General features: G+C 56.1%; 24 protein-coding genes. 15 read left to right on the top strand and 9 right to left on the bottom strand.

Annotated features, from left to right (window positions below):
• Window positions 1–7: 7 nt before the first annotated feature.
• Together BJ917_RS01120 and BJ917_RS01115 are read right to left on the bottom strand one after the other, a co-directional pair.
• Entirely contained in the window at window positions 8–1,168 is a 1,161-nt protein-coding gene (locus BJ917_RS01120; protein ID WP_121101135.1) for an acyl-CoA dehydrogenase family protein, read from the bottom strand.
• 40 nt (window positions 1,169–1,208) lie between these two features.
• Entirely contained in the window at window positions 1,209–2,036 is an 828-nt protein-coding gene (locus tag BJ917_RS01115; RefSeq protein WP_121101132.1) for a MaoC family dehydratase N-terminal domain-containing protein, read from the bottom strand.
• 131 nt (window positions 2,037–2,167) lie between these two features.
• Here BJ917_RS01115 and BJ917_RS01110 point away from each other — a divergent pair, with 131 nt between their 5' ends.
• A complete protein-coding gene (locus BJ917_RS01110; protein WP_008018016.1) occupies window positions 2,168–3,055 on the top strand; it encodes a LysR substrate-binding domain-containing protein in 888 nt (295 codons plus the stop codon).
• A 45-nt stretch (window positions 3,056–3,100) separates the two neighbouring features.
• Here the strand turns inward: BJ917_RS01110 and BJ917_RS01105 are convergent, their stop codons facing one another.
• Entirely contained in the window at window positions 3,101–3,979 is an 879-nt protein-coding gene (locus tag BJ917_RS01105) for a LysR substrate-binding domain-containing protein (protein WP_121101129.1), read from the bottom strand.
• A gap of 162 nt (window positions 3,980–4,141) precedes the next feature.
• Here BJ917_RS01105 and BJ917_RS01100 point away from each other — a divergent pair, with 162 nt between their 5' ends.
• Window positions 4,142–4,555: an ester cyclase gene (locus BJ917_RS01100; RefSeq protein ID WP_008018018.1), complete on the top strand. Its 414-nt coding sequence runs from the start codon at window positions 4,142–4,144 to the stop codon at window positions 4,553–4,555.
• Between the two features lie 69 nt (window positions 4,556–4,624).
• On the top strand, window positions 4,625–4,906 hold the full coding sequence (locus tag BJ917_RS01095) for a DUF2790 domain-containing protein (protein ID WP_008018019.1): 282 nt from the start codon (window positions 4,625–4,627) through the stop codon (window positions 4,904–4,906).
• A gap of 188 nt (window positions 4,907–5,094) precedes the next feature.
• Here BJ917_RS01095 and BJ917_RS01090 read toward each other — a convergent pair whose 3' ends face one another.
• The 3 genes from BJ917_RS01090 to BJ917_RS01080 form a co-directional block, all read right to left on the bottom strand.
• Window positions 5,095–6,432, bottom strand: a complete 1,338-nt coding sequence (locus tag BJ917_RS01090; protein ID WP_121101126.1) for an MFS transporter — start codon at window positions 6,430–6,432, stop codon at window positions 5,095–5,097.
• A gap of 228 nt (window positions 6,433–6,660) precedes the next feature.
• On the bottom strand, window positions 6,661–7,227 hold the full coding sequence (locus tag BJ917_RS01085; protein ID WP_008018021.1) for a 2,4'-dihydroxyacetophenone dioxygenase family protein: 567 nt from the start codon (window positions 7,225–7,227) through the stop codon (window positions 6,661–6,663).
• A gap of 160 nt (window positions 7,228–7,387) precedes the next feature.
• Entirely contained in the window at window positions 7,388–8,275 is an 888-nt protein-coding gene (locus tag BJ917_RS01080) for a LysR family transcriptional regulator (RefSeq protein ID WP_077183555.1), read from the bottom strand.
• 324 nt (window positions 8,276–8,599) lie between these two features.
• Here BJ917_RS01080 and BJ917_RS01075 point away from each other — a divergent pair, with 324 nt between their 5' ends.
• On the top strand, window positions 8,600–9,109 hold the full coding sequence (locus BJ917_RS01075; RefSeq protein ID WP_256658480.1) for a hypothetical protein: 510 nt from the start codon (window positions 8,600–8,602) through the stop codon (window positions 9,107–9,109).
• A gap of 37 nt (window positions 9,110–9,146) precedes the next feature.
• Window positions 9,147–10,043 (top strand): N-acyl homoserine lactonase family protein, encoded by an 897-nt coding sequence (locus BJ917_RS01070; protein ID WP_121101121.1) that lies wholly within the window; start codon window positions 9,147–9,149, stop codon window positions 10,041–10,043.
• A gap of 62 nt (window positions 10,044–10,105) precedes the next feature.
• Here the strand turns inward: BJ917_RS01070 and BJ917_RS01065 are convergent, their stop codons facing one another.
• The 3 genes from BJ917_RS01065 to BJ917_RS01055 all read right to left on the bottom strand — a co-directional run bounded on the left by BJ917_RS01065 (window position 10,106) and on the right by BJ917_RS01055 (window position 13,517).
• The gene (locus BJ917_RS01065; protein ID WP_008018028.1) at window positions 10,106–11,383 is read right to left on the bottom strand and encodes an OprD family porin; all 1,278 of its coding nucleotides are present in this window, start codon (window positions 11,381–11,383) and stop codon (window positions 10,106–10,108) included.
• Window positions 11,384–11,515: 132 nt separating this feature from the next.
• A complete protein-coding gene (locus BJ917_RS01060) occupies window positions 11,516–12,310 on the bottom strand; it encodes an enoyl-CoA hydratase-related protein (protein WP_121101118.1) in 795 nt (264 codons plus the stop codon).
• Window positions 12,311–12,347: 37 nt separating this feature from the next.
• Complete coding sequence (locus BJ917_RS01055) at window positions 12,348–13,517, bottom strand: acetyl-CoA acetyltransferase (RefSeq protein WP_008018030.1); 1,170 nt, start codon at window positions 13,515–13,517, stop codon at window positions 12,348–12,350.
• A gap of 216 nt (window positions 13,518–13,733) precedes the next feature.
• Here BJ917_RS01055 and BJ917_RS01050 point away from each other — a divergent pair, with 216 nt between their 5' ends.
• The 10 genes from BJ917_RS01050 to BJ917_RS01005 all read left to right on the top strand — a co-directional run bounded on the left by BJ917_RS01050 (window position 13,734) and on the right by BJ917_RS01005 (window position 24,853).
• Window positions 13,734–14,771, top strand: a complete 1,038-nt coding sequence (locus BJ917_RS01050; protein ID WP_256658479.1) for a phosphotransferase family protein — start codon at window positions 13,734–13,736, stop codon at window positions 14,769–14,771.
• Window positions 14,772–14,781: 10 nt separating this feature from the next.
• Window positions 14,782–15,957 (top strand): acyl-CoA dehydrogenase family protein, encoded by a 1,176-nt coding sequence (locus tag BJ917_RS01045; protein WP_008018032.1) that lies wholly within the window; start codon window positions 14,782–14,784, stop codon window positions 15,955–15,957.
• On the top strand, window positions 15,954–16,742 hold the full coding sequence (locus tag BJ917_RS01040; protein ID WP_008018033.1) for an SDR family NAD(P)-dependent oxidoreductase: 789 nt from the start codon (window positions 15,954–15,956) through the stop codon (window positions 16,740–16,742). Before BJ917_RS01045 ends, BJ917_RS01040 begins: the two co-directional genes overlap by 4 nt.
• A gap of 14 nt (window positions 16,743–16,756) precedes the next feature.
• On the top strand, window positions 16,757–17,944 hold the full coding sequence (locus tag BJ917_RS01035) for a CaiB/BaiF CoA-transferase family protein (protein WP_121101115.1): 1,188 nt from the start codon (window positions 16,757–16,759) through the stop codon (window positions 17,942–17,944).
• A 53-nt stretch (window positions 17,945–17,997) separates the two neighbouring features.
• A complete protein-coding gene (locus BJ917_RS01030) occupies window positions 17,998–19,644 on the top strand; it encodes an acyl-CoA synthetase (RefSeq protein ID WP_121101112.1) in 1,647 nt (548 codons plus the stop codon).
• Entirely contained in the window at window positions 19,610–20,365 is a 756-nt protein-coding gene (locus tag BJ917_RS01025; protein ID WP_052037649.1) for a FadR/GntR family transcriptional regulator, read from the top strand. The genes BJ917_RS01030 and BJ917_RS01025 overlap by 35 nt, the downstream gene beginning before the upstream one ends.
• A 7-nt stretch (window positions 20,366–20,372) precedes the next feature.
• Window positions 20,373–21,086: a nitroreductase gene (locus BJ917_RS01020; RefSeq protein WP_008018039.1), complete on the top strand. Its 714-nt coding sequence runs from the start codon at window positions 20,373–20,375 to the stop codon at window positions 21,084–21,086.
• A gap of 20 nt (window positions 21,087–21,106) precedes the next feature.
• Window positions 21,107–21,868, top strand: a complete 762-nt coding sequence (locus BJ917_RS01015) for an SDR family NAD(P)-dependent oxidoreductase (protein WP_121101109.1) — start codon at window positions 21,107–21,109, stop codon at window positions 21,866–21,868.
• 230 nt (window positions 21,869–22,098) lie between these two features.
• A complete protein-coding gene (locus tag BJ917_RS01010; RefSeq protein ID WP_008018041.1) occupies window positions 22,099–23,406 on the top strand; it encodes an MFS transporter in 1,308 nt (435 codons plus the stop codon).
• 190 nt (window positions 23,407–23,596) lie between these two features.
• Window positions 23,597–24,853 (top strand): aconitase family protein, encoded by a 1,257-nt coding sequence (locus tag BJ917_RS01005; RefSeq protein ID WP_008018042.1) that lies wholly within the window; start codon window positions 23,597–23,599, stop codon window positions 24,851–24,853.
• The last annotated feature ends 6 nt before the right edge of the window (window positions 24,854–24,859 follow it).

Here is a 24,859-nt window from a genome sequence, read left to right as displayed (position 1 = left end):
GACTCCCTTAAAAACTGCGAGGCAGCTCGAGCAAGTGCTCGGCTACGTACGACAAGATCAAGTTGGTGGAAATCGGGGCGACCTGATAAAGGCGTGTTTCGCGGAACTTGCGTTCAACGTCATACTCACAGGCAAAACCGAAGCCTCCGTGGGTCTGTAAGCAGGCATTGGCGGCTTCCCATGAAGCTTTTGCAGCGAGGTACTTGGCCATGTTGGCACTGGCACCGGCGTTAATGCCGCTGTCGTACTCTTCACAAGCACGCCAGCGCATGAGATCGGCCGCTTCGATTTCGATATGCGCTTCGGCAATTGGAAACTGGACACCTTGGTTTTGTCCGATCGGGCGCCCAAAAACGACGCGATCCCGGGCATAGGCACTGGCTTTTTCAATAAACCAGCGGCCGTCACCAATGCACTCTGCGGCGATCAACGTCCGTTCGGCATTCAGGCCGTCAAGGATGTACCTGAATCCTTTGCCCTCCTCCCCAATCAAGCTGTCGAGCGGCAATTCCAGATTGTCAAAAAACAACTCATTGGTTTCATGATTGACCATGTTTGCAATCGGCTGGACAGTCAGGCCGTTTCCGATGGCTTCGCGCAGATCGACCAGGAAGATCGACATGCCTTCCGACTTCTTTTTCACTTCCGCCAGGGGCGTGGTCCGCGCTAGCAGGATCATCAGGTCGGAATGCTGGATGCGCGAGATCCAGACTTTCTGCCCATTGATTACATACTTGTCGCCCTTGCGAACGGCCGTCGTTTTGATCTTCGTGGTGTCTGTCCCCGTAGAGGGCTCAGTGACCCCCATGGATTGCAGCCGCAGTTCACCTGCAGCGATTTTGGGGAGGTAGTAACTTTTCTGCTCTTCGCTACCGTGACGCAGGAGCGTAAACATGTTGTACATCTGCCCGTGCACGGTGCCGGAGTTACCGCCACAACGGTTGACCTCCTCGAGAATCACCGAGGCTTCGGCCAACCCCAGGCCAGATCCGCCATATTCCAAAGGAATCATTGCGGCCAACCATCCGGCGTCAGTCAGTGCTTTGACAAACGCTTCCGGGAAGCCCTTGCGCTCATCGACCTCACGCCAGTAAGCGCCGTCGAACTCCGCGCACAATGCCTGTACACCTTCCCGAATTGCGTTGAGTTCTTCATTTTTGTTTTGCATTGCAATCACTCTCAAAATGCCAGCAAGTGTGTTGGCTCACTCAGTCAAAAATCAGATCCGCGACCTGCGCGATCCCGCCTTCGTTGCTCGCCCATAAATGCGCGTGGTTGGATTCAACTAGTGTTCCTCCAACTTCAAAGAGTTGGGGAGCGATCAATGGGCGTACGCCACGAAAGCTGAAGGTGCGCAGTTGTGCAGTGGGATGGGCGCGTAAAAATGCATGCAGATTCAGTGTGGCTATGAGTGGGCCGTGGACGACTTTTTCGGGATAGCCTTCAACGTCCACGACATAGGGAACGTCGTAATGAATACGGTGCGCGTTAAACGTGATGGCCGAATAACGGAACAACAGTACGGCGGTAGGAGAAACGGATTCATTCCACTGAGCTGCCGGCACTGCATTGCCGGGTGCCAGATTCGGTGCGCTGGCCTCGCGATACACAATGTCCTGTTCTTCGCGAATGCACAGGTGTCCGTTTTGGAAAAACTCGTGCCTTACCGTCACGAACAACAACTGGCCGCTGCGCCCGACTTTTTCTTCGATATGCGTGACGGTCGAGAGGCGGGACGCCTCAATACCGGCAAGTAGCGATTGAAAGAATTCGACGCGGCTGCCGGCCCACATTCGATTGCGATTGTCGGCAGGAGGCAGGAAACCGCCGCGGGCTGGATGTCCGTCTGCCCCCAGGCCAGACTCGGCCACGGGGTCCTGAAAAAAGCACCAGTGCCACAACGCTGGAAGCGGCGCGCCGGGCATTATCGGCTGCGCACCAAAAGTTGCCGCTACGCGCTTGATTTGTCCTGATCCCAGATCATCCACCGCCTGTTCAGTCTTGCCAAGCCAAGCGCTCAGGTCCTGATTACTCATGAAATGTGCGTCCTCGATTATTCGGTCGAGGCCGATAATGCGAGTGGCCTAGCGTTCTGTGAATCTACTTTTATTTAACCCGGCGTTAATACAATATTAACGCTTCAGCTAGTAGGAAAAGGGCTTTGCCGATGCACTTTGATTTGACCGATCTGCGGTTGTTCATACACATCGCAGAAGCCTCCAGTCTGACTCAGGGGGCGCGACGAGCCTTCATCTCGCCTGCCGCTGCAAGCGTGCGGATCAAGGCGCTGGAAGCGCAGTTGAACAGCCACTTGTTGTATCGCGACAGCAAGGGTGTCGATCTGACGGACGCCGGGAAGAAGCTTTTGCAGCATGCCCGATTGATCATGCGTCAGGTCGGTTACTTGAAAACCGAGTTCGCCGAATTCGGCACCGATTCTTCCGGACACATTCGCATTTTCGCCAATACAACTGCTGTCACTGAGTTCCTTCCGGAACTGCTGGCAGGATTCCTCGCCGCACGCCCTGGTGTGACGGTTGATTTACGGGAGCGCCTATCGCGCGACATCATTCGAGGGGTACTTGATGGCTCAACGGATATCGGCATCATTGCCGGCCCTGTTGCGGCGAAAAACCTTCAAGTGTTGCACTTCAGTACAGACCGACTGGTGCTTGTGGTACCCAAAGAGCACGAGCTGACACAACGCAAGCACATAAAATTGCGTGACACTGTGGCGTTCCATCACGTCGGCTTGCAAGAAGGCAGCACGCTCCAGGCGTTTGTCCGTGACCAGGCCGAGTTGTTGGGTGAAACCCTGGTATGGCGAATTCAGTTGTCGAGCTTCGAGGCCGTTTGCCGAATGGTTGAGGCGGGTGTCGGCATTGGCGTCATACCGGAGTCGGCCGCCATCCGTAACAGTAAAACCATGAATCTGGCCATATTATCGTTGGACGAGCCTTGGGTCGTTCGCGAACGCAGCATCCTGGTTCGTGACATAGAAGCATTGCCCGGCTGTGTGAAGGCGTTGATCGCGCTATTGCAAGATCAGCATTGAAGGCGCCCTTCGCAGACGCGATCAAGAAGGATGAAATCTGGAATGTCAGGTCAGGCTAGTGCCAGACATTAGTCCTTCAGTCAGCAACGACACCAAAGGCTGGACTAAATGCTGAGTGCGAACATCATCTCCGATCACCGCCACTTCAGTGGTGGGCAGCGTTGGCAATTTTTCCGAGGGCTCGACGATTTTCATGCCTTCTTGCAGAAATGAAGTGCCAAGGGCGGTGATACCCAATCCGCCTGCTACGGCTGCTTGAACGCCAATCAGATTGCTGGCCAGACAGGCCGAAGTCCACTCGCGCCTTACCGAAGCCATCGCCTCGATCATGATCGCGCGGTACGCGCATGGAGGTCGCATCATCACCAGGCGCACCGGCCGCGATGCTTCAATTTCATAATCCTTTGTGGCAATCCAGACCAGTGGTTCACGCCAGATGATTCTGCCTCGCTGGGCCGTGGCGCTGATCTTGCGTTTAGCGATCACCACGTCCAGCCGTCCTGCTTCGTGGTCCGCCAACAAGTCGTTGCTGAGGCCAGTGGTGAGTTCCAGCTGGATATCCGGATAGAGCTTGCTGAAGCGGGAGAGCAGTCGAGGCAACTGGGTAGGCACCAGGTTCTCAGAGATGCCCAGACGCAGGACATTCACCCCCTCCGGCTCCCTGATTTCACGGACGAAATTGTCAAAGTGCACCATCATTTTGCGTGCGCCAACCAGAAGACGTTCGCCCTCTGGGGTCAGGGTCAATGCACGACTGGTACGCTCGAAAACGCGCATGCCAAGTACTTCTTCCAACCGGATGATTTTCTGACTCACCGCTGATTGCGATCGTGCAATCACCTCAGCCGCCGCCGTGAAGCTTCCCGTTTCTGCGACTGCGATAAACGCCCGAAGCAAATCGATATCAACGTCGCCCGCTTGCATGATGAATTCGCCTATCAACTAGATGCCATTAACTTTATGCGTTTGAATTATAGATAGCAAACTCCGAACATCGTGCTTGTGATCATCCCCCAGGGACGTTCACCGATTAATCCGGCGTCACCACTGAATGGGACGCGGAGCCCAAATTCCAGGAGATAGAAAATGCCTGACAATAAAGCTGTAGAAATTGTTGAACGCTTCTGGCGCGAAGTCTGGCAGGCGAAAGATCCCCAGGCCGCCGCGCGCTTTGTTGCTGAAGACTTTGTCATTACCTCTGGCGGGGTCGATGTCGTCGGCCGTGAAGCTTTTATTGAGTGGATCGGCGTCTTTCTGTCGAAGATCGAAGATTTCACATTTGGCAGCATCGAGACCTTCCAGAACAAAGAAGGTACTCGCGTGGCCTCACGGTGGAAACTCACCGGCAAGAACAAGGGCTTCATAGGTGCTCGCTCGTGTAGCACGCCTTTCGAAATGCTCGGTACTGCGGTTTGGGAAGTACGCCCAGACGGTCTGCTGGCGCACAACTGGGTAGAGCGCAATTCGCTTGAGGTTCATCGCGACGTTATCGGTCTCTAAGGTCGAATCGCTGCCTCAACACCCGGCTTACCTCCCTCGGTTTCGTCCACGCAACGTACGGAGGGAGTCTTGATCAACGAGGTTATTGCAATGAAAAACCTGCTTCCATTGGCAGTTCTGGTGTTCTGTTCCACAGTCATGGCAGGTCAGTCAACAGATGAACGCCATGTAGAAATTGAACCGTATCGCTACGCAATGCACCTGGACATCGCCAGTGTGATTTCGATTACGACCCCAGCGGATAAGTGCAATGCCGCTCCCGTGACCATGATCTACCGCGACTCCAGTGGACACATCAAAGGGCTTGAATACCTTTCGTTGTCAACAGATTGCGACACCTTCGGCGGTTAACGGTTAAACCCGCGCATCAAACGACTACGGCTCCTTACGCCTCACCGCTTGCATTATAAAAACAAGAGCAAGCCCCTCTCCGCCCCTGCGAGTACAAACGAAATAGTTAAATCGCCGAGTAATCACTCGACGAATTATCTAACGAATCACATCGCGAGCAGGCAATGTCACACACTATTTTCTTCGCTTTATGCGGCAGGTACTCGCGCATCCAGCACAGGTTCCAGGCGAGGAGTTCGTACCATCAAGGTCATGATCAATATTCCGATCAACAACAGTCCGGTAACGGCGAACAACCCGTTCGCAAAACTGCCCGTAGCCGTCTTGATCGCGCCCATCATGTAAGGCCCGACAAAACCACCCAGCATCCCGATCGTGTTCACATAAGCGATCCCCCCGGCGGTGGCGCCGGCCGGCAGATAGCTCATTGGCATTGCGAGGATGATCGGCATTGCAGAGAACACACCGAGCGCTGCCAGTGTCAGCCCGAAAATACTCAGGCCAAAATGGCCCTGAACAAATGGCAACATCCCAAAACCTACCGCCGCCAGCAATGAACACGCAGAAATATGAATACGCCGCTCGAGTCGCTGATCGGAATGTCGTGAGATCAGGATCATTCCGATCGTGGTGAAGGCGTAAGGCACGACGGCCCACATGCCGATCTGCGTCGCGGTGGTCAAGCCTGCTTCCCGCAACATCATAGGCATCCAGAAGTTGACGGCGTTGTGGCCACAAACGATGGTGAACCAAGTCAAGGCGATCAAGTGGATCGGAGGTTCTCGCAGAGCGGCCAGGAAACCTCTATCGACTGCCGGCTGGAAACTCGCCAAATGCCGTATTACTTTGGCCTTTTCGTCGGGTCTGAGCCACTTGCAGGTACTCGGGCCATCAGAGAGCAACGCCAGTGCGATGAGGCCCAGCACGATGGACGGAACTCCTTCTATGACAAACAGCCATTGCCAGCCTTGCAGCCCGGCAATCCCATGGAACGCATCCAGAATGACCCCTGACACCGGCGCCCCTGCCACGCCAGCGATAGCCGACCCGCAGAGAAAAATCGCGGCCATTTGAGCCCGTCGGGCCGGTGGAAACCAGAACGTCAAGTACAGCAATACCCCCGGAGCGAAGCCGGCCTCAAAAGCGCCGAGCAACAGGCGCATGAGATAGAACGAGGTGGGACTATGAACGAGCATGGTGCAACACGACACAAAGCCCCAGCCGATCATGATTCGGGCGATAGTGACCCGGGCACCCAGACGTTTCATCAACAAATTACTGGGTATCTCGCAGCACACGTAACCGAAGAAAAAGATACCCGCCCCCAAGCCGTAGACGGCGTCGGAGAAACTCAGGTCGGCTTTCATATGTAATGCGGCAAACCCGACGTTCACTCTGTCCAGATAGGCGAACACGTAACAGACGAACAGAAACGGCATGAGCCGCCAGGCAATTTTTCGGTAAACAGGATCGTTGTCATCGATCAACGCCATGGCGCCTTGAGCGACGGAGGATTGGAGTTGCATGGATCGAATCTCCTGCAAATATTGTTATTGGAAGTGCGCAAGAAAGATTTCATCGAGTCAAACTCGGGGCCGCGCTTTTAATACCCCGCGACATGGATTTCAAAAAGTATTGCTTGCTGCGCAAGCAGCATAAAAATTCACGCAAGCTAGAAAAACTGGTATCCGCGAACAATGCGAATTCGTAAATTCATTTAGAGTTCGCGGCGTACAGTTGATACGGGTCAGGTGTCAACGAATGAAACGATCGGCATAGTCAGCGCCTAACCCGACACTTTCATAATGCTGACGGGCACTTTCCAGTTTCGTATAAACGTCTTCGTAATCCAGTGCATTACCGTAGGGATCTACATAGACATAGTTGCCGGTCACATGAAACAAGGTAATCATTTCGCTGACCTCTTCGGGCACTACCAGCGTATGGGTTTCTCCAGGTGGTTCAAACGCGTAGCTCCCTTCGGTGGCCACCCATTCGTGTTCGAGGTAATGCCAGTGGCCCCGCAAAGTAAACGCGTGCACCGGCCCACCATGGCGGTGGCGGGACAGCACACCTGAGCGCCGCACCCGGGTGAGATTGACGAAGTAGCCGCCACTCAGGCTCAGTATCAATGGCCGAAACCAGACACCTTCAGCCTGGGGTACCCACTCGCGTTCATCACAGTCGAGATTAAGCGCACCCGCCAGCAAAAAGTCGGCTGGCATACCGGCCGGCTGGTCGAATTGATAGGGCACCTTGGATCGATCACCACGATGAGAAGTCATCACAGGCCTTGCCAAACTTTGTTCTTGTACAGTCATTTTTATTCAACCTCACGGTCAGACATTTACCAGATTGCGATATCGCTATCGCAGACACCATCAAGTCGGCAGCAAACGTGCAACTTGATAACGATTGAGCGCACTTTCAATCAATGCAACTCAAGCAACAGGGCAAGAAAGAGGGTCTTGCTAAAATGTGTTATGTAATCGTCCAGCACAAGCCTTTGACGCGGCTGCTGAGGAAGTCATTAAATACTTTGATTCGCGGACTTAAGTATTTACGGTTCGCGTAAATCAGACTGACTGATTCTTTTGTTCCGGTATAAAACTCGGACAGCACAGGGACGAGACGACCTTGACGAATATCCTCGCCAATATGAAACCCGGCTAATTTGACGACGCCCGCCCCTTGCAGCGCCAGATCTCGCAACAGGTCACCCTGGCTGAATGACGTGCGACTGCGGAACGGCACCTTGATCAAGCGACCGTTTTCCCGAAACGACCAGGCGCTCCACTGACTATCGAAACTGAACCCGAAGCACTGATGCTCCAGCAAGTCCTGCGGATGGAGCAGAGGCGCCTGACGGGCCAGGTATTCGGGTGAAGCGCACACAATCCATTCATTGTCATTCAGACGTTGCGCCACCCGCGAAGAGTCAGGCAAGAACCCGCTGTGAATCGCCACATCCACCCCTTGCTCGAACAGATCGATGTATTGCGGCCCCAGCTGAATGTCGAGATCAAGGAGCGGGTAAGTGGCGAGAAATTCAGGTAGCCACGGCATTATCTGATGCTTGGCGAACGTGGTCATCGTATGCACGCGCAGCATGCCACTGACCCTGGTGGGCAATCGCTCGGCCAGTGAGTCCGCCTCGCTCATGGCATCGACGACGGCCAGTGCGCTTTTGAGGTACGCCGCGCCCTCCTCCGTCAGCAGCAGTGCCCGAGAACTTCGCACAAACAATCGCACCTGCAAGCGATCTTCCAGTCGTGAAATCAGCTTGCTGACGGCCGAGGGGGTCAGATGGCCGGCACGGGCCGCCGCGGAAAAACTGCCATGTTCGGCCGCTCGGATGAAGGCGAGCATTTGGGAATAGTTGTCCAGATCTCTCCTCCTTCTCTTATTAGTTTCGACGGCGGTGCCGGCGGCTTTGGGAGCACATGGGCTTAAACTATTACATCTCTGAATCCGTGGATACGCCCGGTTATTCACACCGGATGTGAATTTTGTTCACAGGAAAAACCCAGGGATATCCATCAGCCAGTCGATTAGCTGTGATCAGTTTTATGCGTTTGCCAAGGGGCCGGGCCGCTCAAATACTCAAGCGGATTACAATAAGAGAGCCCCCACATGTTTGATGCTATGCGTTCGCAAGACTCGCCTTACTCATTGTCGTTCAGTCAGGACTGTATGGAGGGTCGCCTGGCCCCCTTCGGCGATGAAGCGGTTCAGCCTATACCCGTCCCGTCAGACCGCTCGTTGGTGCATGTCACCGATGAGCTCAATCGTTACGTCGCCTTGATCGAACATCCTTATGGGCAGCTCAATCGGGTCATTGCGCAAATGGCTGGCTTGCTAATTCTCGGGCATGCCCGCAATGGCTTTTCCACCTACGCGCAATTAGCCAAAACCCCGGAACAGGCGCTGATCGAGACCCTGGATTTGCTGAGCCAACTCAAGGTTCCGCCTATGGGGTTAACGCATTTCAAACACCTTTCACTCGCGGCCAGAAACCTGCTTGACCTCTCTCGGGCCTTGCATCGCAACATCAATAACGCTGCTGTTTTCAAAACGCGCGCCCCCGGATGGCTGAGCGAACTCAACAAGGCCAACGCACTCTTGCGCTGCATCGCCATCCCGCACTCAGGGCTTATGCCGGTGGACCTGCAAAACACCTGTTTTTGTTGTTCCCAGCAGTGAAACCACAGTCAATCAAAGACCAATAAAAGAGGCTGTCATGTCCCCCTACTCGATCTGGATTCTCGAATACGCCCACATCCCTGACTTTCCAGTCAGCGGTATCAAATACGGCATCCATAACGAAGGTGTTCGAAAGTTGCCGTACTGCTACGTGCTGATAAAGGGAAATGGCCGGACCATTATGGTGGACGTCGGTTACAACCATCGTGACTATGGCCAGGCCCTGGCTGGGCAGTTTGGCGTGACTAACTGGCATTCCGCGCGAGAGGTTCTGGCTCAGTGCGATGTGACCCCCGAAGACATCGATACCGTGTTTGTCACACACGCTCACTTTGACCATTTCGGTAACACCGATGCTTTCCCCAATGCGCGGTTCTACCTTCAGGAACGAGAACTGTCGAAATGGATCTGGGCCATGGCCCTGCCGGATCGACTGAGCTGGACGCGCACGGGGCTTGATCCCTCGGACATTCTCCGTGCAGTGGAACTGGCCCGCCAAGGACGGCTGATTTGCGTAGATGGCGAAATGGAAGATGTAGCGCCTGGCATTGATCTACGCGTTGCGTTCGACAGCCACACCTTCGGCTGCATGTGGGTACATGTGCGCAACGATCTGGCAACGGTCGCTCATAACAGCTGGGTGTTGGCCGGAGACCTTGTGTACGTCTACGACAACATGGTGGCCAATCCGCAGATCATCAACAGTGATATCACTGGAACGCTAGACTACCGTCCCGTTGGCCTGGCGCAAAACAGCAACACCAACTTGGTGCTGGCGACCGAGGAAATGCTCAAAGCGGTCGACTATGAAGTCAAGCGAGTCATCCCTGTACACGAAGACCGTTTGAGTGAGGTTTTCCCTACCCGCGTGACGGACAAAAACCTGCGGATCATGCAAGTCTGTCTGGCAGAGGGTGAACAATCTCGCGTCTGATCACGCCGGCCTCATTACAGACAAAAGCCGTCTAAAAAGACGGCTTTTTTATGTGTGTAGCGCTATTTCAACGCCAGGCTGTAGCTGAAAATCAAGCGATTTTCATCGGTGTTGCGCGTGTAATTGGAGCGCTGAGTCGCGTTCAGCCATTGCACTCCGACATTCTTCAGCGGACCGTCCTGCACGACATAGGTTATGTAGGTGTCGCGTTCCCACTCCTGGCCTTCCTGATTCATGTTCACCACCCTGGCTTGGTCACCCTGCACATAGACCGTGGTGAACGTCAGCCCAGGCATTCCCGCAGCGGCAAAGTTGTAGTCATAACGCGCGCGCCAGGAGCGTTCCCTGGCGCGGGAGAAGTTACTGACCTGCAACTCGGTGAACAGGTAACTGACCGTGCCGTCAATCAACGGATAGGCTGTATCGCCCCACTGTTTCTGATACCCGCCACTGACGGTATGACCGTCGATGGAATACCCGATATTGGTGCTGAGCGCCTGGTTATCTACATGGCCTCCCAGTGCCGCACCAGCGTCGCTGCCATCAAAGTAGCGTAGCTCTCCCAATAGACGACCAGGGCCCAATGGCGTGTTGTATTTGAGGCCCACGAAACCTTGTTGGTAGATGTCCTGGAGTCGGCCGAAATGCAAACTCGCCAGCAGATCCCGGGTGATTTGATAGTCGGCCGCGGCAAACTTGAAATCGTCAGAGCGCGCCGCGCTGGAGTACTGTCCGGATTGGCTGGTGATTCCCATTTTTTCAAAATCGGTAGAGTCGCGTTGCTTCACTTGACTGATATGGCCCAGGTTCAACGTCAGGTTTCCGATGGCCTTGCTGGTCAGTTGCTGGCCTTCAAAAGTCTGGGGGAATAGACGACTGATGTTTGGCTGTATCACCGCGATGCCTGCGGGTTGGAGGCTACCGACGAATAGTTCGTTGCTGTCAAAGAGGCGCGCCTTGGCCGTCAATCCCAACTTCGAGTAGTCATCAGCAGCGCGTTTGGCGTAGGGCTTACCTGGATCATCGGACACAGCCTGGCGCGCCAGTATGCCGGTACCCGAACGCTCAGGCGCAGAGTCAAGCTTGATGCCGAGCATGCCGATTGCGTCCAGTCCGAACCCGAGCGGCCCATCGGTATAACCGGATTGGTATTTCATAACAAAACCTTGTGCCCACTCCTCGGCCTTGGAGGGCCCAGTGCCGTCTCGGTAATCGCGATTGAAATAGTAGTTTTTGGTACTGAAATTCAAGCGGCTGTCTTTGAGAAAGTCGGCTTGGGCCAGGGCCGGAACCGCGGCCACTATGCCCGTCAAGCAGACAACATTCATTCTCGGAGTCATGTTTTGTATACCTGTTTTATTGTTATGGGTACGTCGTATATGAATAAACACACTCGGTTTTCAGACGTGCGAAACCGTCAGGCCAGATCTGAAGATCCGGCCTGTTCGCTTTAACAGAGGTCTTATTGCCTATCAGCGATGCCGAAAGACTGGCAATCGTTTCTCAACGAATGCGCGGGCACCCTCTTTCTGATCCTGGGTCGCGAACAACGAGTGAAACGTGCGACGTTCGAAACCGAGCCCTTCGCTCAATCCGGTTTCATACGCTCGATTCACACACTCTTTAAGGAGCAACAAACTCGGTAATGAACGCTCGGCAATTTTCTTCGCAATCGCACTGACTTCGTCCAGCAACTGCCCCGTGGGCACCACTCTCGATACCAGTCCGATAGCCTCGGCTTCTTCGGCACCGATCCGACGGCCCGTCAGGCACAGATCCATGGCTTTTGCTTTACCGACCCAGCGCGATAGACGCTGAGTTCCGCCCGCACCGGGTATCAACCCCAGAGATATCTCCGGCAACGCGAAACTGGCGTTGTCTGCGGCCACGATCAAGTCGCACATCATCGCCACTTCGCAGCCTCCGCCCAGCGCATAACCGGCCACCGCAGCGATCATGGGCTTACGGCAGCGGGCAATTCGGTCCCATTCGCCGAGAAAATTATTGACGCTGGTTTGCGGGAATTCCTGATCGAGCGCTTCCAGAATATCTGCCCCCGCAGCGAAAGCCTTGTTGCTGCCGGTCAAGACAATGCAGCCGATGCTTTCGTCTTCTTCAAAACAATCCAGCGCCTGGGAAATTTCCAGAATCATCTGGGTGTTCAATGCATTCATTGCCTCGGGACGGTCGAACGTGATCCATCCGACCCGTTCGCTCCGTTTTACGCGCACGTAATTCAAAAGGCCTAAGGCCGCCATGTCTCCCATTCCAGTCTCCTGCGTTGATCGGCTGCGTCAGCCGTGCTTATCGGGTACGTTCGAGAATGCTGACGTAATTGACCACGGCGGCTCCGCCCATGTTGAAAATTCCGCCCAGCCGCGGTGTATCGGCCAGTTGCAGGCCCGGTGATTCGCCGGCCAGCTGCATGGCGGTCATGACGTGCATGGACACCCCGGTCGCGCCGATCGGATGCCCTTTGGCTTTCAAGCCACCGGACAGATTCACCGGTAATCGCCCACCCGGCTCTGTCCATCCTTCCAGAATGGCCCGGGCGCCCTGACCTGGAGGGGTGAGCCCCATCGCCTCATATTCGATCAGTTCGGCAATCGTGAAACAGTCATGGGTTTCAACGAAATCGAGGTCGTCGAGTGCCAGCCCGGCCATGCCCAGCGCAGCTTGCCAGGCCTTGGCAGCACCCTCGAAGCGGGTAATGTCTCGGCGACTGATCGGCAGGTAATCATTGACTTGTGCCAGCGCACGAATGCTGATCACCCGCTCTGTTCGTGCCGCCATGTCGTCGCTGACGAGCACCAACGCCGCAGCCCCGTCAGACACAAGCGAGCAGTCCGTGCGACGCAACGGAGCAACGACATAAGGGTTGCCGGTGGACACCTGGTGACAGAAATCCACGTCCAGGTTTTTACGCAAGTGAGCCAATGGATTGAGACTGCCATTGCGATGGTTTTTTGCCGCGATGTGGGCAAGTGCCAGGGATTGATTGCCATAGCGGGCGAAATACTGCTGGGCGATACCCGCGAACAACCCGACGAACGATGCCTCGGGGCCGCCCTCCTGGGCTACGTAACTGGCCGAAACCAGCGCCTTGCGCACGACGTCTTCAGCGACCGCAGTCATTTTCTCGACGCCAACCACCAGAACCACCTTCGCCTGGCCGGACATGATCAGGCTGGATGCCTGTCTTACCGCTGCGGAACCCGTGGCGCAGGCATTTTCCACTCGTGTCGAAGGCTTGTAGCGCAAGCCGGGGTCGGCCTGCAGAACCAGGGACGCCGGAGATCCCTGAGGATCCAGCCCCTGGTTGAAGTGCCCGATGACAATCTCATCCACATCCAGAGCTTCAAGACCCGCATGTGCCAAAGCGTCCACAGTAACCCGCGTAATCAGCGATTCAAGCGTGTCATTCGCTAGCTTGCCGAAGGGGGTGTGAGCCCAACCTATGATATTGCCAACCATTTCAGGTTCTCCGTCAATCGTCATTTCAGTCCGACAATATTCTTAATCGGTATCGTGAATATGCGCAACAGGTGATTATATCGCTTGACGATCATTTTTCGGTCCGACAATAATCCTCCAAAGCTCAACATCTGGAAGACAGCAGTTATGGTCGAGATCGGATTTACTCCCACTGTCCGGCGTCAATATCCCGAGGGCGTTGCACTGAGGTCAGAGTTGGCAAGCCAGGCGCTGGACTGGCCAACCATAGAGCGTTATCTCGCTGGCCATCGTTTGCAGATGGATCCCGGGGTCGCCCCTCGACAATTGTCGGGCGGCCTGGCGAACCTGAATTTCCTGGTACGCATCAACCACAACTGGATGGTGCTGCGTCGCCCTCCAGCCGGTCCGTTACCGCCGGGCGCTAACGACATGCAGCGTGAGCACCGGATCCTTTTTCGACTCTGGAGAACATTCGCATTGGCTCCGCGCAGCCATCACTTCTGTTCTGATGCCGCCATCGCCGGTGCGCCGTTTCTTTTGATCGACTATCGCGCCGGACTTTCTTTGCGCGGGGACAGCATCCAGCCACTGCCTGCGACCGAAAACACAGGCCATCAACTGTCAAATATGCTGGTGGAAACGCTCGCGCAATTGCATGCGGTCGACCTCGCCAGTGTTGGGCTGGAAGCGCTCGGTCACCCGCAAGGCTTCTTCAGGCGTAATACACTTGGCTGGATCAAGCGCGCGCAATTGATTGCCAATGGCAGCTTGAGCTGCCCTGCCCAAACCCTCGCTCAATGGCTGACCGATGTCCCCGACCCTGCAGCGGGCAAACCGGTTTTGCTGCACAACGATTTCAAGCTGGACAACATTCTGATTGACCCGCAAACCCTGCAACCCCGCGCCATCGTTGACTGGGACATGGGCACCCAGGGCGATGCGTTGTTCGACCTGGCCACGCTCCTGAGCTATTGGAGCGAACCGGACGATCCTTCCTGCATGCACCGTCTGGCGCAAATGCCGACGCTGCAACCGGGCTTTGCCAATCGCGAAGCAGTCGCTAATACCTACAGCGCGCTGACCGGACGCGGCCTGGAAGACTTGAAGCCCTACCGGGTCCTGACGATGTTCAAACTGGCCGTAGTGTTTCAACAATTGCACCGCCGCCACCTGCTCGGTGAAACCAAAGATCCGCGTTACGCCGACTTCGGCCAACTGGCCGAAGACCTCTTCGAATTCACCCTTACTATCGCTAACGATAAAATTCTCTGAGGACGTTGCTATGGACTTCACGCTGCCCGACTCACTCGTACAGTTGCGAGACAAGACCCTCACTTTCATTCGAGAGGTGGTCATCCCCTACGAGAAAGACCCGCGGCGCACTGCCCATGGGCCCAGCGACGAGTTGCGCAGTGAGCTGATCGCGCATGCCCGCGAAACAGGCTTGCTGAGCCCCCATGTTGACACTTCTTTGGGTGGCCTTGGTTTGCCGCACATTGGCCGCGCCGTGATTTTCGAAGCGGCGGGTTACTCGATGCTGGGGCCCGTGGCGTTGAACTGTGCCGCGCCCGATGAGGGCAACATGCATTTGATGCAAGCGGTCGCATCCACTGAGCAAAAGGAGCGCTGGCTAAAGCCTTTGGCAGAAGGCAAAACACGTTCTTGCTTTTGTATGACCGAACCTTCACCGGGGGCTGGCTCTGATCCGACACTGCTCAAGACCACGGCAATCAACGACGGCGACGATTTCGTCATCAATGGTCGTAAATGGCTGATCACCGGTGCGGACGGTGCGGCGTTCACCATCATCATGGCCCGCACGATCGTGGACGACGTGGATGTCGGTGCCACCATGTTCCTGGCTGACCTGCCCAATCCGGGTTTTCGCATCGAACGCGCGCTGGACACGCTCGATTCATCGTTCACCGGCGGCCACGCTGAAGTCAGGCTGGAGAACATGCGGGTGTCCAAAGCGGACGTGCTTGGCGAAATCGGTGAAGGGTTTCGCTACGCACAGGTACGCCTCGTTCCGGCGCGCCTGACCCACTGCATGCGTTGGCTGGGAGCTGCGCAAAGGGCCCACGATATCGCTGTGGCCTATGCGCAGAAACGCGAGGCCTTTGGTCATCCTATCGTCGCTCACGAGGGTATCGGCTTCATGCTGGCCGATAACGAGATCGACTTGCACACCACCCGCTTGAGCATCTGGCACACAGCCTGGTTACTCGATACCGGCGAACGCGCCAGCGCGCAAAGCAGCATGGTCAAAGTGCATGCTTCGGAGGCCATCTGGCGAATCGTCGATCGTTGCGTACAAGTGCTCGGCGGTATGGGTGTCACCGCCGATACCGAAGTTGAGCGGATCTTTCGTGATGTCCGCGCATTCCGGATCTATGACGGTCCGTCCGAGGTGCATCGCTGGAGTATCGCTCGTCGTCTGGGGAGGACTGCCCAATGAACCAGGCCCTTCTTACCCCTGCGACCGTGTTCACAGACCTCGCGGATAAAGTGGTGATCGTCACCGGCGGTGGCCGCGGACTGGGGCGCTCAATTGCCGATGGGTTCGCGAAGCAGGGTGCCACCGTGATTCTGGTGGGTCGCAATCTCGAGCAATTGAATATCGCCGCCAGCGAAATTGTTGAGGCCGGTGGCAAAGCCGTTGCTTTTGTGGCTGACATCGCCGATGAAGACAGCGTGTCGACCCTGAGCAAATCAGTGCATGAAACCTACGGCAGGATCGACGTTCTGGTGAACAACGCGGGTATCAACCCTTGGTACAAGTCTGCAGAAAAAACCACCCTGCAGGAGTGGCGACAGATTCTCGACGTCAACCTCACGGGTGTGTTTCTTACGTGCAAGCACGTCGGGCAATTCATGCTCGACGCAGGCCAGGGTTCGATCATAAACATCACCTCAGTGGCGGGTCGTGTCGGCTTGGCTAAAACCACCGCCTATTGCGCTGCCAAGGGCGGCGTCGAAATGTTGACCCGCCAATTGGCCCTAGAGTGGGCACCTAAAGGCATACGAGTGAATGCCGTTGCACCCGGCTATTTCGCCACTGACCTGACTGAAGGCCTGCGCACCCATCCGGTGCTTGGGCGCCGGGTGTTGGATCGCACCCCCATGGGACGTTTCGGCGAGCCACAGGAAATTGTGGGCGCCAGTCTGTTTCTGGCCTCTTCGGCAGCCGCCTATGTCACCGGTCATTCACTGGCCGTTGATGGCGGCTGGACGGCGTGCTGAGCGAGGAATCGACGATGAAACCTGAAGGTATGGCCCTTGAAGGGTTGAAGATTCTGGACCTGACCCGTTTGTTGCCGGGAGCGTTCTGCACGCAGATGCTGGCCGATCTTGGCGCCGATGTGATCAAGGTCGAACAGCCGCTGACCGGGGACTACAACCGTGCGTTTACGCCACTGAACAAAGTGGAATCCGGTTCCTTTCTGCTGCTCAACCGCAACAAGCTAAGCGTCACGCTCAACTTGAAAAGCGAACCGGGCAAACAGATCCTCCTCGACCTGGTGCGTGAGTCGGACGTTTTGATCGAGGGTTTCCGTCCCGGGGTGATGCGACGCCTGGGACTGTCCTACGAGACATTAAGTGAGATCAATCCACGTCTGGTCTATTGCGCCATTTCCGGCTACGGCCAGGATGGTCCCGACCATCTGAAAGCCGGGCATGATCTCAACTACATGGCTGAGGCCGGTGCATTGCAGCTATTCGGTAGGGCCGGTGAAGGGCCCATTGTGCCAGGGTTGTCGATCGCTGATGTAGGCGGCGGTTCACTGATGGCCACCACTGGCATTCTTGCGGCACTGCACGCCCGTCACCGTACAGGGAAGGGCCAAATGGTGGATGTGTCGATGCATGACGGGGCGATTTCCTGGCTGGCCCTGCATGCGGCCGACCTATTGTTCGCTGACATCGAACCCAGAGGTGGCGAGCGCCCTTTTATCGGCCAGGCCCCTTGCTACAACGTCTACCTCTGTGCCGATGGCAAGTATCTCGCGCTGGGGCTGATAGAGCAGCATTTCTGGCTGCGTTTTTGCGAGCATCTGCAACTGGATCAACTCAAGGATGAACAATGGCCAACCGGCGACCGCTGCTTGTTGCAAAAGCAAGTACTGGCCACTTTGTTCGCCACCCGGTCTCGTGATGCCTGGGTAGACACTTTCAAGGGTATCGACCTGCCTGTCGGGCCGGTGCTCGATGTCGCCGAAGCCCTCGACGCACCGCAGGCACGTCATAGACACATGCTTCAGCACATTGAACACCCTGTAGAAGGCTTGATCCCGCAGCTGGGATTTCCGGTCAAGTACTCGATGACACCCTGCTCCCTGAGGAGTCCGCCGCCACTGCTCGGTGAACACAATGAACGGGTACTTGGTGCGCTTGGCTACAGCAGCGCGCAACTTGATGAGTGGCGACGAACGCAGGTGATCTGATCCCGCTCAATGATGCTGAAGAACAAGAATAATGAAGCTCGAGGAGAACAATCATGGCCCGCAATATGGTTCATTACACCCAGACCTACCGGGACTTTCAATGGGCGCTGCCGTCGACTTTTAACTTCGGCACAGACGTTGTCGACCGCTACGCGCGTGAAGCCGATGGTCCCGCACTGATCTGGGCGAATGCTGCAGGCGAGGAAATCCACCTCTCCTATTCCGACATGTCACGCCTCACCGACAGGTTCGCTTCGGTGCTGGCCAAACGCGGCATACGCCGAGGCGATCGGGTGTTGATCATGCTCCCGCGCATTCCGGACTGGCAGGTGGCGATGGTCGGCTGCCTGAAGTTGGGCGCGATCCCGATCCCTTCCGTTGAAATGCTCACCCGCAAGGACATCAATTACCGCGTCCGTCACGCCGAGGTGCGCGCCGTGGTGGTCCGGGCCGAACATGCGGAAAAGTTCGTCGATGTGCTGAATGAAGTACCGGTCAGGTTATCGCTGGGAATCGCCGCAGGTTTCGAATCCTGTGAGAACGCGATGATCGAAGCCGACGGCGCCTTCGAACCCGCCGCGTTGTCTTTGGACGATCCTGCCATTCTGTATTACACCAGTGGCTCCACCGGAGAGCCCAAAGGCGTATTGCACCCCGCGCGCAGTCTGTATGCCTGGCGCGAAGCTGCGAAATACTGGCTCGACCTGGATCGCAGCGATGTGATCTGGTGCACCGCCGACGTCGGTTGGAGCAAGGCCGGTACGTCTATCCTGTTCGGCCCATGGAGCGCCGGGGCCTGCACCTTTTTCTACGACGGCCCGTTTGATCCCGCGCAGCGCCTGGCGTTACTGGCCAAGTACAACGTCAGCGTCTATTGCGCGCCCGGCACCGAGCTGTTTCGGGTGGTGGATGAAGATGTGGCTAGCTTCGACCTATCGCGGCTGCGCCACACCGTATCGGCCGGCGAGCGACTCAACGCCTTTGTGGCCGAAAAGTGGCACAAAAAAACCGGCATCCAAGTCATGGAAGCGTTCGGCCAGACCGAAACGCTCATGACCCTGGCTAACTATGCCTGCATTCCGACCCGTGAAGGTTCGATGGGCTTGCCTTTGCCGGGCAGCGATGTCGATATCATTGACGCGCAAGGGCGACGACTGCCTCGGGGCAGTGAAGGCGATATCGCGGTGCGCGTCCCCAATCCGCTGCTGATGCTTGGCTATTACAAGGACGAAGCGCGTACCCGCGAGTCGTATATCGAGGCGGACGGCGAGCGTTGGTTTATCACGGGAGACATCGGAAGCCGAGACGCGGACGGATACTTCTTCTACAGTGGCCGGCGCGATGATGTCATCAATTCAGCGGGTTACCGCATCGGCCCAACCGAAGTTGAAAATGCCCTGCTCTCTCACCTGAGTGTCCTTGAATGTGCGGTCATTGGAACGCCACATGTGGAACGGGGTGAAATCGTCAAGGCTTTCGTAATACTGCGTCCGGGTACAAAGCCGAGTGAGGAACTGGTCCGACATCTGAAAGAACACGTCAAACAGATGACCGCTCCCTATAAATATCCACGCGCCATTGAGTTCGTCGACGCGCTGCCCAAGACCCAGACAGGCAAGATCCAGCGCAGCGCACTCAGGGCACTTGAAAAAAAGAGACTCACCCTTGAAGAACAGTCCATCCATGGCACGTCCAGTTAATAGCGACCCGACAGAGTCCAGCTTCCGCATGGTGGCTCGAACGATCGAGCAGCGGATTATCTCCGGGGAAATTACGCCCGGGGACATCCTGCCGGCAGAATCCAGGCTTGCGGAACAGCTGGGCGTCAATCGTTCGACCATTCGCGAAGCCATCCGCGTGCTGGAACAGAACGGGTTCGTCAAAAGGGAACCGGGACGACGCAAGCTGATTACCTCGATTCCCCATTCGGGAGATATTTCCCAGCGCCTCACCGCGACCATGGTGCTGAACCAGGTGACGTTTGAGGAATTGTGGGAAGCGATGTACGCCCTGGAGCCTGCCGCCGCAGCCGCCGCGGCGGTACGCGGCAACGACGAGGACTTCGCCGCCATCGAAGCCAATCTCGCCGCGACACGCCAGGCGTTGGAGGACAGCGCCAGCCTGGTGGAGTTGGACATCGAGTTTCACGAATTGGTCGCCACGGCCACTCGCAATCGTGCCATTCAAATGGCCCGTGCACCGTTGAGCACACTGTTCTATCCGCCTTTTTACGCGGTGATGTCACGTCTTAATGCGGGCCAGCGGCTTTTGACCGCACATGAGCAGATATACAAGGCGATTCGTGCCCATGACGCAGCGAACGCCCGGGAGTGGATGGAAAAGCATATCCAGGATTTCGAGCGTGGGTACGAACTGGCGAATCTGAACATGGCCAGCCCGGTGCTGATGCCAGAACGATGAGGTCACCATGGATACAAAGCAGCCGCCCCTGAAGGCGCACGACGCGGAACTCAGTGCCCGGCAGGTCATTACGTCCCGTCGCTCCGTGCGCGCGTTTTTGCGAACCCCGGTACGACGGGAAACAGTCGAGCAGGTGCTGGAACTCGCCGCGCGCGCACCGAGTGGTTCGAACGTCCAGCCGTGGCAGGTGTGGGTGCTGACCGATGCGCCGTTGATCAATCTCGGTCTTGAGCTACAGGCGTTGGCACTTGCCGGCAGCTCCGATCAAAAGGAACAACCACAAACCCATCACGTCCGTGAGCCCTATCGCTCCCGGCGGCGAAAAGTCGCGCGGGATCTGTACGAATCACTCGACATCACCCGAGATGACACACAGGGAATGCTCAGGCAAACGTCGCGAAATTTCATTTTTTTCGACGCCCCGGTCGGTCTGTTTTTCACCATTGATCGAGACCTAGATAGCAACCGCTGGCTCGATTACGGCATGTTTTTACAGAACATCATGCTCGCGGCAAAAGCCTACGGGCTGGACACCTGCGCCCAGCAGGCCTTTGTAAAATACGAGGCCGTTATCGCCCGTCGCCTGGGCCTCGCCGACAGTCAGAAACTGGTCTGCGGCATGGCGCTCGGCTACGGCGATTTGACTGCCGCGGAAAACACATTTGTTGCCGAGCGTGCACCGTTGCAGGCATTCACGCAATTCGTCGACACCTTGTACTAAACCAACCCGGGAGCGAGTGGATGGATATCGTCAATAAAGTAGTGATTGTCGCGGGTGGCGGCTCAGGCCTTGGCCAAGCCACGTCCATGGACTTGGCCGAACGTGGAGCCAAAGTGGTGATCGTGGACCTCAACGAACAAGCCGTAAACCAAGTGGCTCACGCCGTCGATGGCATGGCGGTCGCTTGTGATGTGGCCGATGACGACGCTTCCCGTGCCGCCATGCAACGAATCATAGATACGGTGGGACTGCCCGCGGTGCTGGTCAATTGCGCGGGTGTTGCGCCGTCTGCGCGGATCATCTCCAAAAAAGGTCCGGCATCGTTGAGTGATTTCGAGCGCGTCATCCGCATTAACCTCCTGGGCACCTTTAACTGGTTACGTCTGGCGGCGGATGCGATGAAAGACAACATCCCCGACTCTGACGGCGCACGCGGCGTCATCATCAATACCGCCTCGATTGCTGCCTACGAAGGCCAGATCGGCCAAAGTGCTTACGCCGCATCCAAAGGAGGTGTGGTGTCCCTGACCCTCCCGGCGGCCAGGGAGCTCGCCCGATATGGCATTCGGGTAACTGCCATTGCCCCAGGTTTGTTTGGCACGGCGATGCTTGAATCGATTGATGAAGAAATCAAAGATCGACTCATCGCTGACATTCCGTTTCCTCATCGCTTCGGAAAGCCCACCGAATACTCCGCGATGGTACAGGCAATTATCGAAAATCCGATGCTGAACGGCTCGGTGATACGGCTGGATGCGGCATTGCGCATGCAAGCGCAGTAAGCCCTCGCACGCAACGTCATCACCCGATTCGGATGGCGCTTAAACATCGCATTAATCAGTTATTCGATAGACACCTTTAAATACTCACAAGGCCGTGAACTTGAGAGTTTGACGCTTTAACTAGCGAAGGAGTTCGTACACCCGAAAAAAGCAGCCATTGATTTAAATCATTATTAAACCAGCGTTAATGCTCTCTCGTTCTTCCAATAATAATTGTCGGAGACAAACTAATGCACCCTGAAAACGCCATCGGACACGCCGACCTACTAGATGCCACTTATCGAAAAATAACCTGGCGCTTACTTCCCTATCTGTTTGTCAGCTACGTATTTGCCTACCTTGACCGGGTCAATATAGGATTCGCCGCCGTACAGATGAAGGCCGACCTTAACTTCTCGGATGCGGTATATGGCTTGGGCGCGGGAATGTTCTTCGTCGGTTATTTCATGTGTGAGATACCCAGTAATCTGTTGATGAACAAAATAGGCGCACGTTTGACCATTGCCCGAATCATGATCTGTTGGGGACTGGTGTCCTGCTGCACAATGCTGGTGACCAGTTCGACATCGTTTTACCTGGTGCGATTGCTACTCGGGATCTTCGAGGCCGGGTTCGCGCCAGGGGTCCTGCTGTATCTGACGCTCTGGTATCCGCCTGCCCGCCGGGCGCAAATGGCTGCTATTTTCCTCAGCGGCGCCGCCATTGCAGGCGTTGTTGGGGCACCGATTTCCGGATGGATCCTCGACGCGATGGACGAAGCCGGCGGCCTGCACGGCTGGCAATGGCTGTTCATGATGGAAGGCGTGCCTTCGGTGCTGCTCGGTGCGTTGGCACTGTTGTTGTTACCTGATCGTCCTTCGGCCGCAACCTGGCTCTCGCATGAAGAAAAAGCTCAGGTTACCGCCAGGCTTGCTACGCCGACATCGAAAGCGAGCCACGACTTCATCGACGCGCTTCGCGATCCCGTGATCTATTACATCGCTATCGCGTGGTTTACCGTTATCTGCGGGATTTATTCGGTGTCGTTCTGGATGCCGATGCTCATGCAGGACGCCGGTATCAAGACCTCAACCGAAATCGGACTGTGGTCGATCATTCCTTACGGAGCTACGGCCATCGGCATGGTGCTCGTTTCGCGACACTCGGACAAAACCATGGAGCGTCGTTGGCATGCGGCTGCCTGCGCTTTGTTAGGAGCAGTAGGGCTGGCTCTATTGCCAATCGTCCATGGCAGCTTTCTGTTGACGATGTTGTCGTTGACCCTCGCCAGCACCGCGGTGTTTTCGGCCATGCCGATCACATTGGCAATGCCCATGTGCTATTTATCCAGCAAAGCTGCGCCGGGCGGCATCGCATTCGTCAACACCATCGGCCTGCTCGGCGGCGTGGTGAGTCCGTACATGCTTGGCCTGATCAAAACCAACACCGGCAGCCTGGATAACGGTCTGTTCGTCATCGCTGCGATGCTCCTGATTGGCGCCGTGTTATTGGTGGGTTTTGTACGTCTTGAACCGCGGATCACCGCCGTGGTGGCCTGAGAACTTCGCTGAATTCTGCGAAAAGACAACTGCATCGAAGGATGCAGTTGTCACGTTTAAACTCCGGTCTTTAATTTATCAATCAGCCCGGTGACTAGCTGCAATAAGAATTATGCGTTTGTCTGCCCGGGCCAAAAATCAAATACTTCATTTAATCCCTTATATTTTATGCTCGTGCAGGAGTATTCCGATGGGCTACACCATGACAGAGAAAATACTGGCCCGAACTGCGGGCCTGGCAACAGTCAATGCTGGTGATGAAGTTCAAGTAAAACCAGACTTCGTACTGGCATACGACTTCCCGGGTTACACTGATCGCTACTTCAAGGAAATGGAAAGCGAGTTCCAGGTCATACAAGTAAAAGAACCTGCGCGCTTTGGTGTTTTTATCGACCATATGATTCCCGCTATTACGCCGGGCGAAGAACAATTCCACAAAGAAACCCGCGACTGGGCGACTCGTAATGGAGTTGAAGTGTTCGAGCGTCGGGGTATCGGCCATCAGGTCGCGGCGGAAGTCGGCTATGCCGTACCGGGCGCATTGGCGGTGCATTTCGACCCGCATATTTCACAACTGGGCACCTTCGGCACACTCGCCCTGGGTATTCACCGCAACATGCTGGAAGCCTATGTTCAGGACACCGTTTCCCTGCGTGTGCCCGAGACGGTACGTATCGACTTCAATGGCCAATTGCAGGCAGGCGTGATGGCTCGCGATGTGCTCAATTATCTGGTTAAAACCCTGGGACCCAGCGCGTGCCAGTTTTGTGTAATGGAACTGGCAGGGAGTGGGCTCGCCAGCCTGTCGGTGGAAGGCTTGCAGACCATCACCGGGCTGGCCATGTTCACCGGGGCGATTTCCGCGATCGTCGCACCGGATGCCGTGAGGCTCGATTATGCCCGTTCCAGGTCGCGCAAAGTGCTGGAACCGGTCTACAGCGATGCGGATGCTCGCTACCGGGCGGTCCACACCATCGACCTCGGCACCATCGAACCCTTGATTGTGATTCCGCCCAGCTCCGCTGGAACCCGCGATCTGACTGACTATCTCGGTCTCGAGGTGCATGTCGGCTACCTCGGTTCCTGTGCTTCTGGCCGTCTCGAAGACCTGCGCATTGCTGCGCAAATTCTCAAGGGCCGCACGCTGGCGCCCGGGTTTTCACTCTACGTGGTGCCCACCAGTCAACAGATCATGGCGGCCGCAGCTAAAGAAGGGTTGCTGACCACACTGGTCGAGGCCGGCGCATTCATCTCCTCGCCCAGTTGCGATTATTGCTACGGGCGCATCGGAACCATGAATGCAGGACAACGCGCAGTCTCCACCGGCACCTTGAATGTTCGCGGGCGGATGGGCAGCTCCGACTCCGAAATCTATCTGTGCAGTGCTGCTGCCGTGGCGGCGGCCGCCATTGAAGGCAAGGTTGCCGACCCTCGTCATTACCTTTGAGGATTC

Origin of the sequence: Pseudomonas sp. WPR_5_2 (assembly GCF_003634475.1) — a bacterium.
Taxonomy (GTDB): domain Bacteria; phylum Pseudomonadota; class Gammaproteobacteria; order Pseudomonadales; family Pseudomonadaceae; genus Aquipseudomonas; species Aquipseudomonas izuensis.
This window is presented reverse-complemented; position numbering and strand designations above follow the sequence as displayed.

What these genes read in the sequence shown, in the direction of transcription:
- BJ917_RS01020 (WP_008018039.1), top strand. Translation starts at nt 20,373, where the DNA reads ATGGATACAAAGCAGCCGCCCCTGAAGGCGCACGACGCGGAACTCAGT.
- BJ917_RS01085 (WP_008018021.1), bottom strand. Translation starts at nt 7,227, where the DNA reads ATGACTGTACAAGAACAAAGTTTGGCAAGGCCTGTGATGACTTCTCAT.
- BJ917_RS01080 (WP_077183555.1), bottom strand. Translation starts at nt 8,275, where the DNA reads ATGCTCGCCTTCATCCGAGCGGCCGAACATGGCAGTTTTTCCGCGGCG.
- BJ917_RS01045 (WP_008018032.1), top strand. Translation starts at nt 14,782, where the DNA reads ATGGACTTCACGCTGCCCGACTCACTCGTACAGTTGCGAGACAAGACC.
- BJ917_RS01075 (WP_256658480.1), top strand. Translation starts at nt 8,600, where the DNA reads ATGGAGGGTCGCCTGGCCCCCTTCGGCGATGAAGCGGTTCAGCCTATA.
- BJ917_RS01070 (WP_121101121.1), top strand. Translation starts at nt 9,147, where the DNA reads ATGTCCCCCTACTCGATCTGGATTCTCGAATACGCCCACATCCCTGAC.
- BJ917_RS01040 (WP_008018033.1), top strand. Translation starts at nt 15,954, where the DNA reads ATGAACCAGGCCCTTCTTACCCCTGCGACCGTGTTCACAGACCTCGCG.
- BJ917_RS01060 (WP_121101118.1), bottom strand. Translation starts at nt 12,310, where the DNA reads ATGGGAGACATGGCGGCCTTAGGCCTTTTGAATTACGTGCGCGTAAAA.
- BJ917_RS01115 (WP_121101132.1), bottom strand. Translation starts at nt 2,036, where the DNA reads ATGAGTAATCAGGACCTGAGCGCTTGGCTTGGCAAGACTGAACAGGCG.
- BJ917_RS01015 (WP_121101109.1), top strand. Translation starts at nt 21,107, where the DNA reads ATGGATATCGTCAATAAAGTAGTGATTGTCGCGGGTGGCGGCTCAGGC.
- BJ917_RS01010 (WP_008018041.1), top strand. Translation starts at nt 22,099, where the DNA reads ATGCACCCTGAAAACGCCATCGGACACGCCGACCTACTAGATGCCACT.
- BJ917_RS01110 (WP_008018016.1), top strand. Translation starts at nt 2,168, where the DNA reads ATGCACTTTGATTTGACCGATCTGCGGTTGTTCATACACATCGCAGAA.
- BJ917_RS01030 (WP_121101112.1), top strand. Translation starts at nt 17,998, where the DNA reads ATGGCCCGCAATATGGTTCATTACACCCAGACCTACCGGGACTTTCAA.
- BJ917_RS01055 (WP_008018030.1), bottom strand. Translation starts at nt 13,517, where the DNA reads ATGGTTGGCAATATCATAGGTTGGGCTCACACCCCCTTCGGCAAGCTA.
- BJ917_RS01120 (WP_121101135.1), bottom strand. Translation starts at nt 1,168, where the DNA reads ATGCAAAACAAAAATGAAGAACTCAACGCAATTCGGGAAGGTGTACAG.
- BJ917_RS01065 (WP_008018028.1), bottom strand. Translation starts at nt 11,383, where the DNA reads ATGACTCCGAGAATGAATGTTGTCTGCTTGACGGGCATAGTGGCCGCG.
- BJ917_RS01005 (WP_008018042.1), top strand. Translation starts at nt 23,597, where the DNA reads ATGGGCTACACCATGACAGAGAAAATACTGGCCCGAACTGCGGGCCTG.
- BJ917_RS01105 (WP_121101129.1), bottom strand. Translation starts at nt 3,979, where the DNA reads ATGCAAGCGGGCGACGTTGATATCGATTTGCTTCGGGCGTTTATCGCA.
- BJ917_RS01100 (WP_008018018.1), top strand. Translation starts at nt 4,142, where the DNA reads ATGCCTGACAATAAAGCTGTAGAAATTGTTGAACGCTTCTGGCGCGAA.
- BJ917_RS01035 (WP_121101115.1), top strand. Translation starts at nt 16,757, where the DNA reads ATGAAACCTGAAGGTATGGCCCTTGAAGGGTTGAAGATTCTGGACCTG.
- BJ917_RS01090 (WP_121101126.1), bottom strand. Translation starts at nt 6,432, where the DNA reads ATGCAACTCCAATCCTCCGTCGCTCAAGGCGCCATGGCGTTGATCGAT.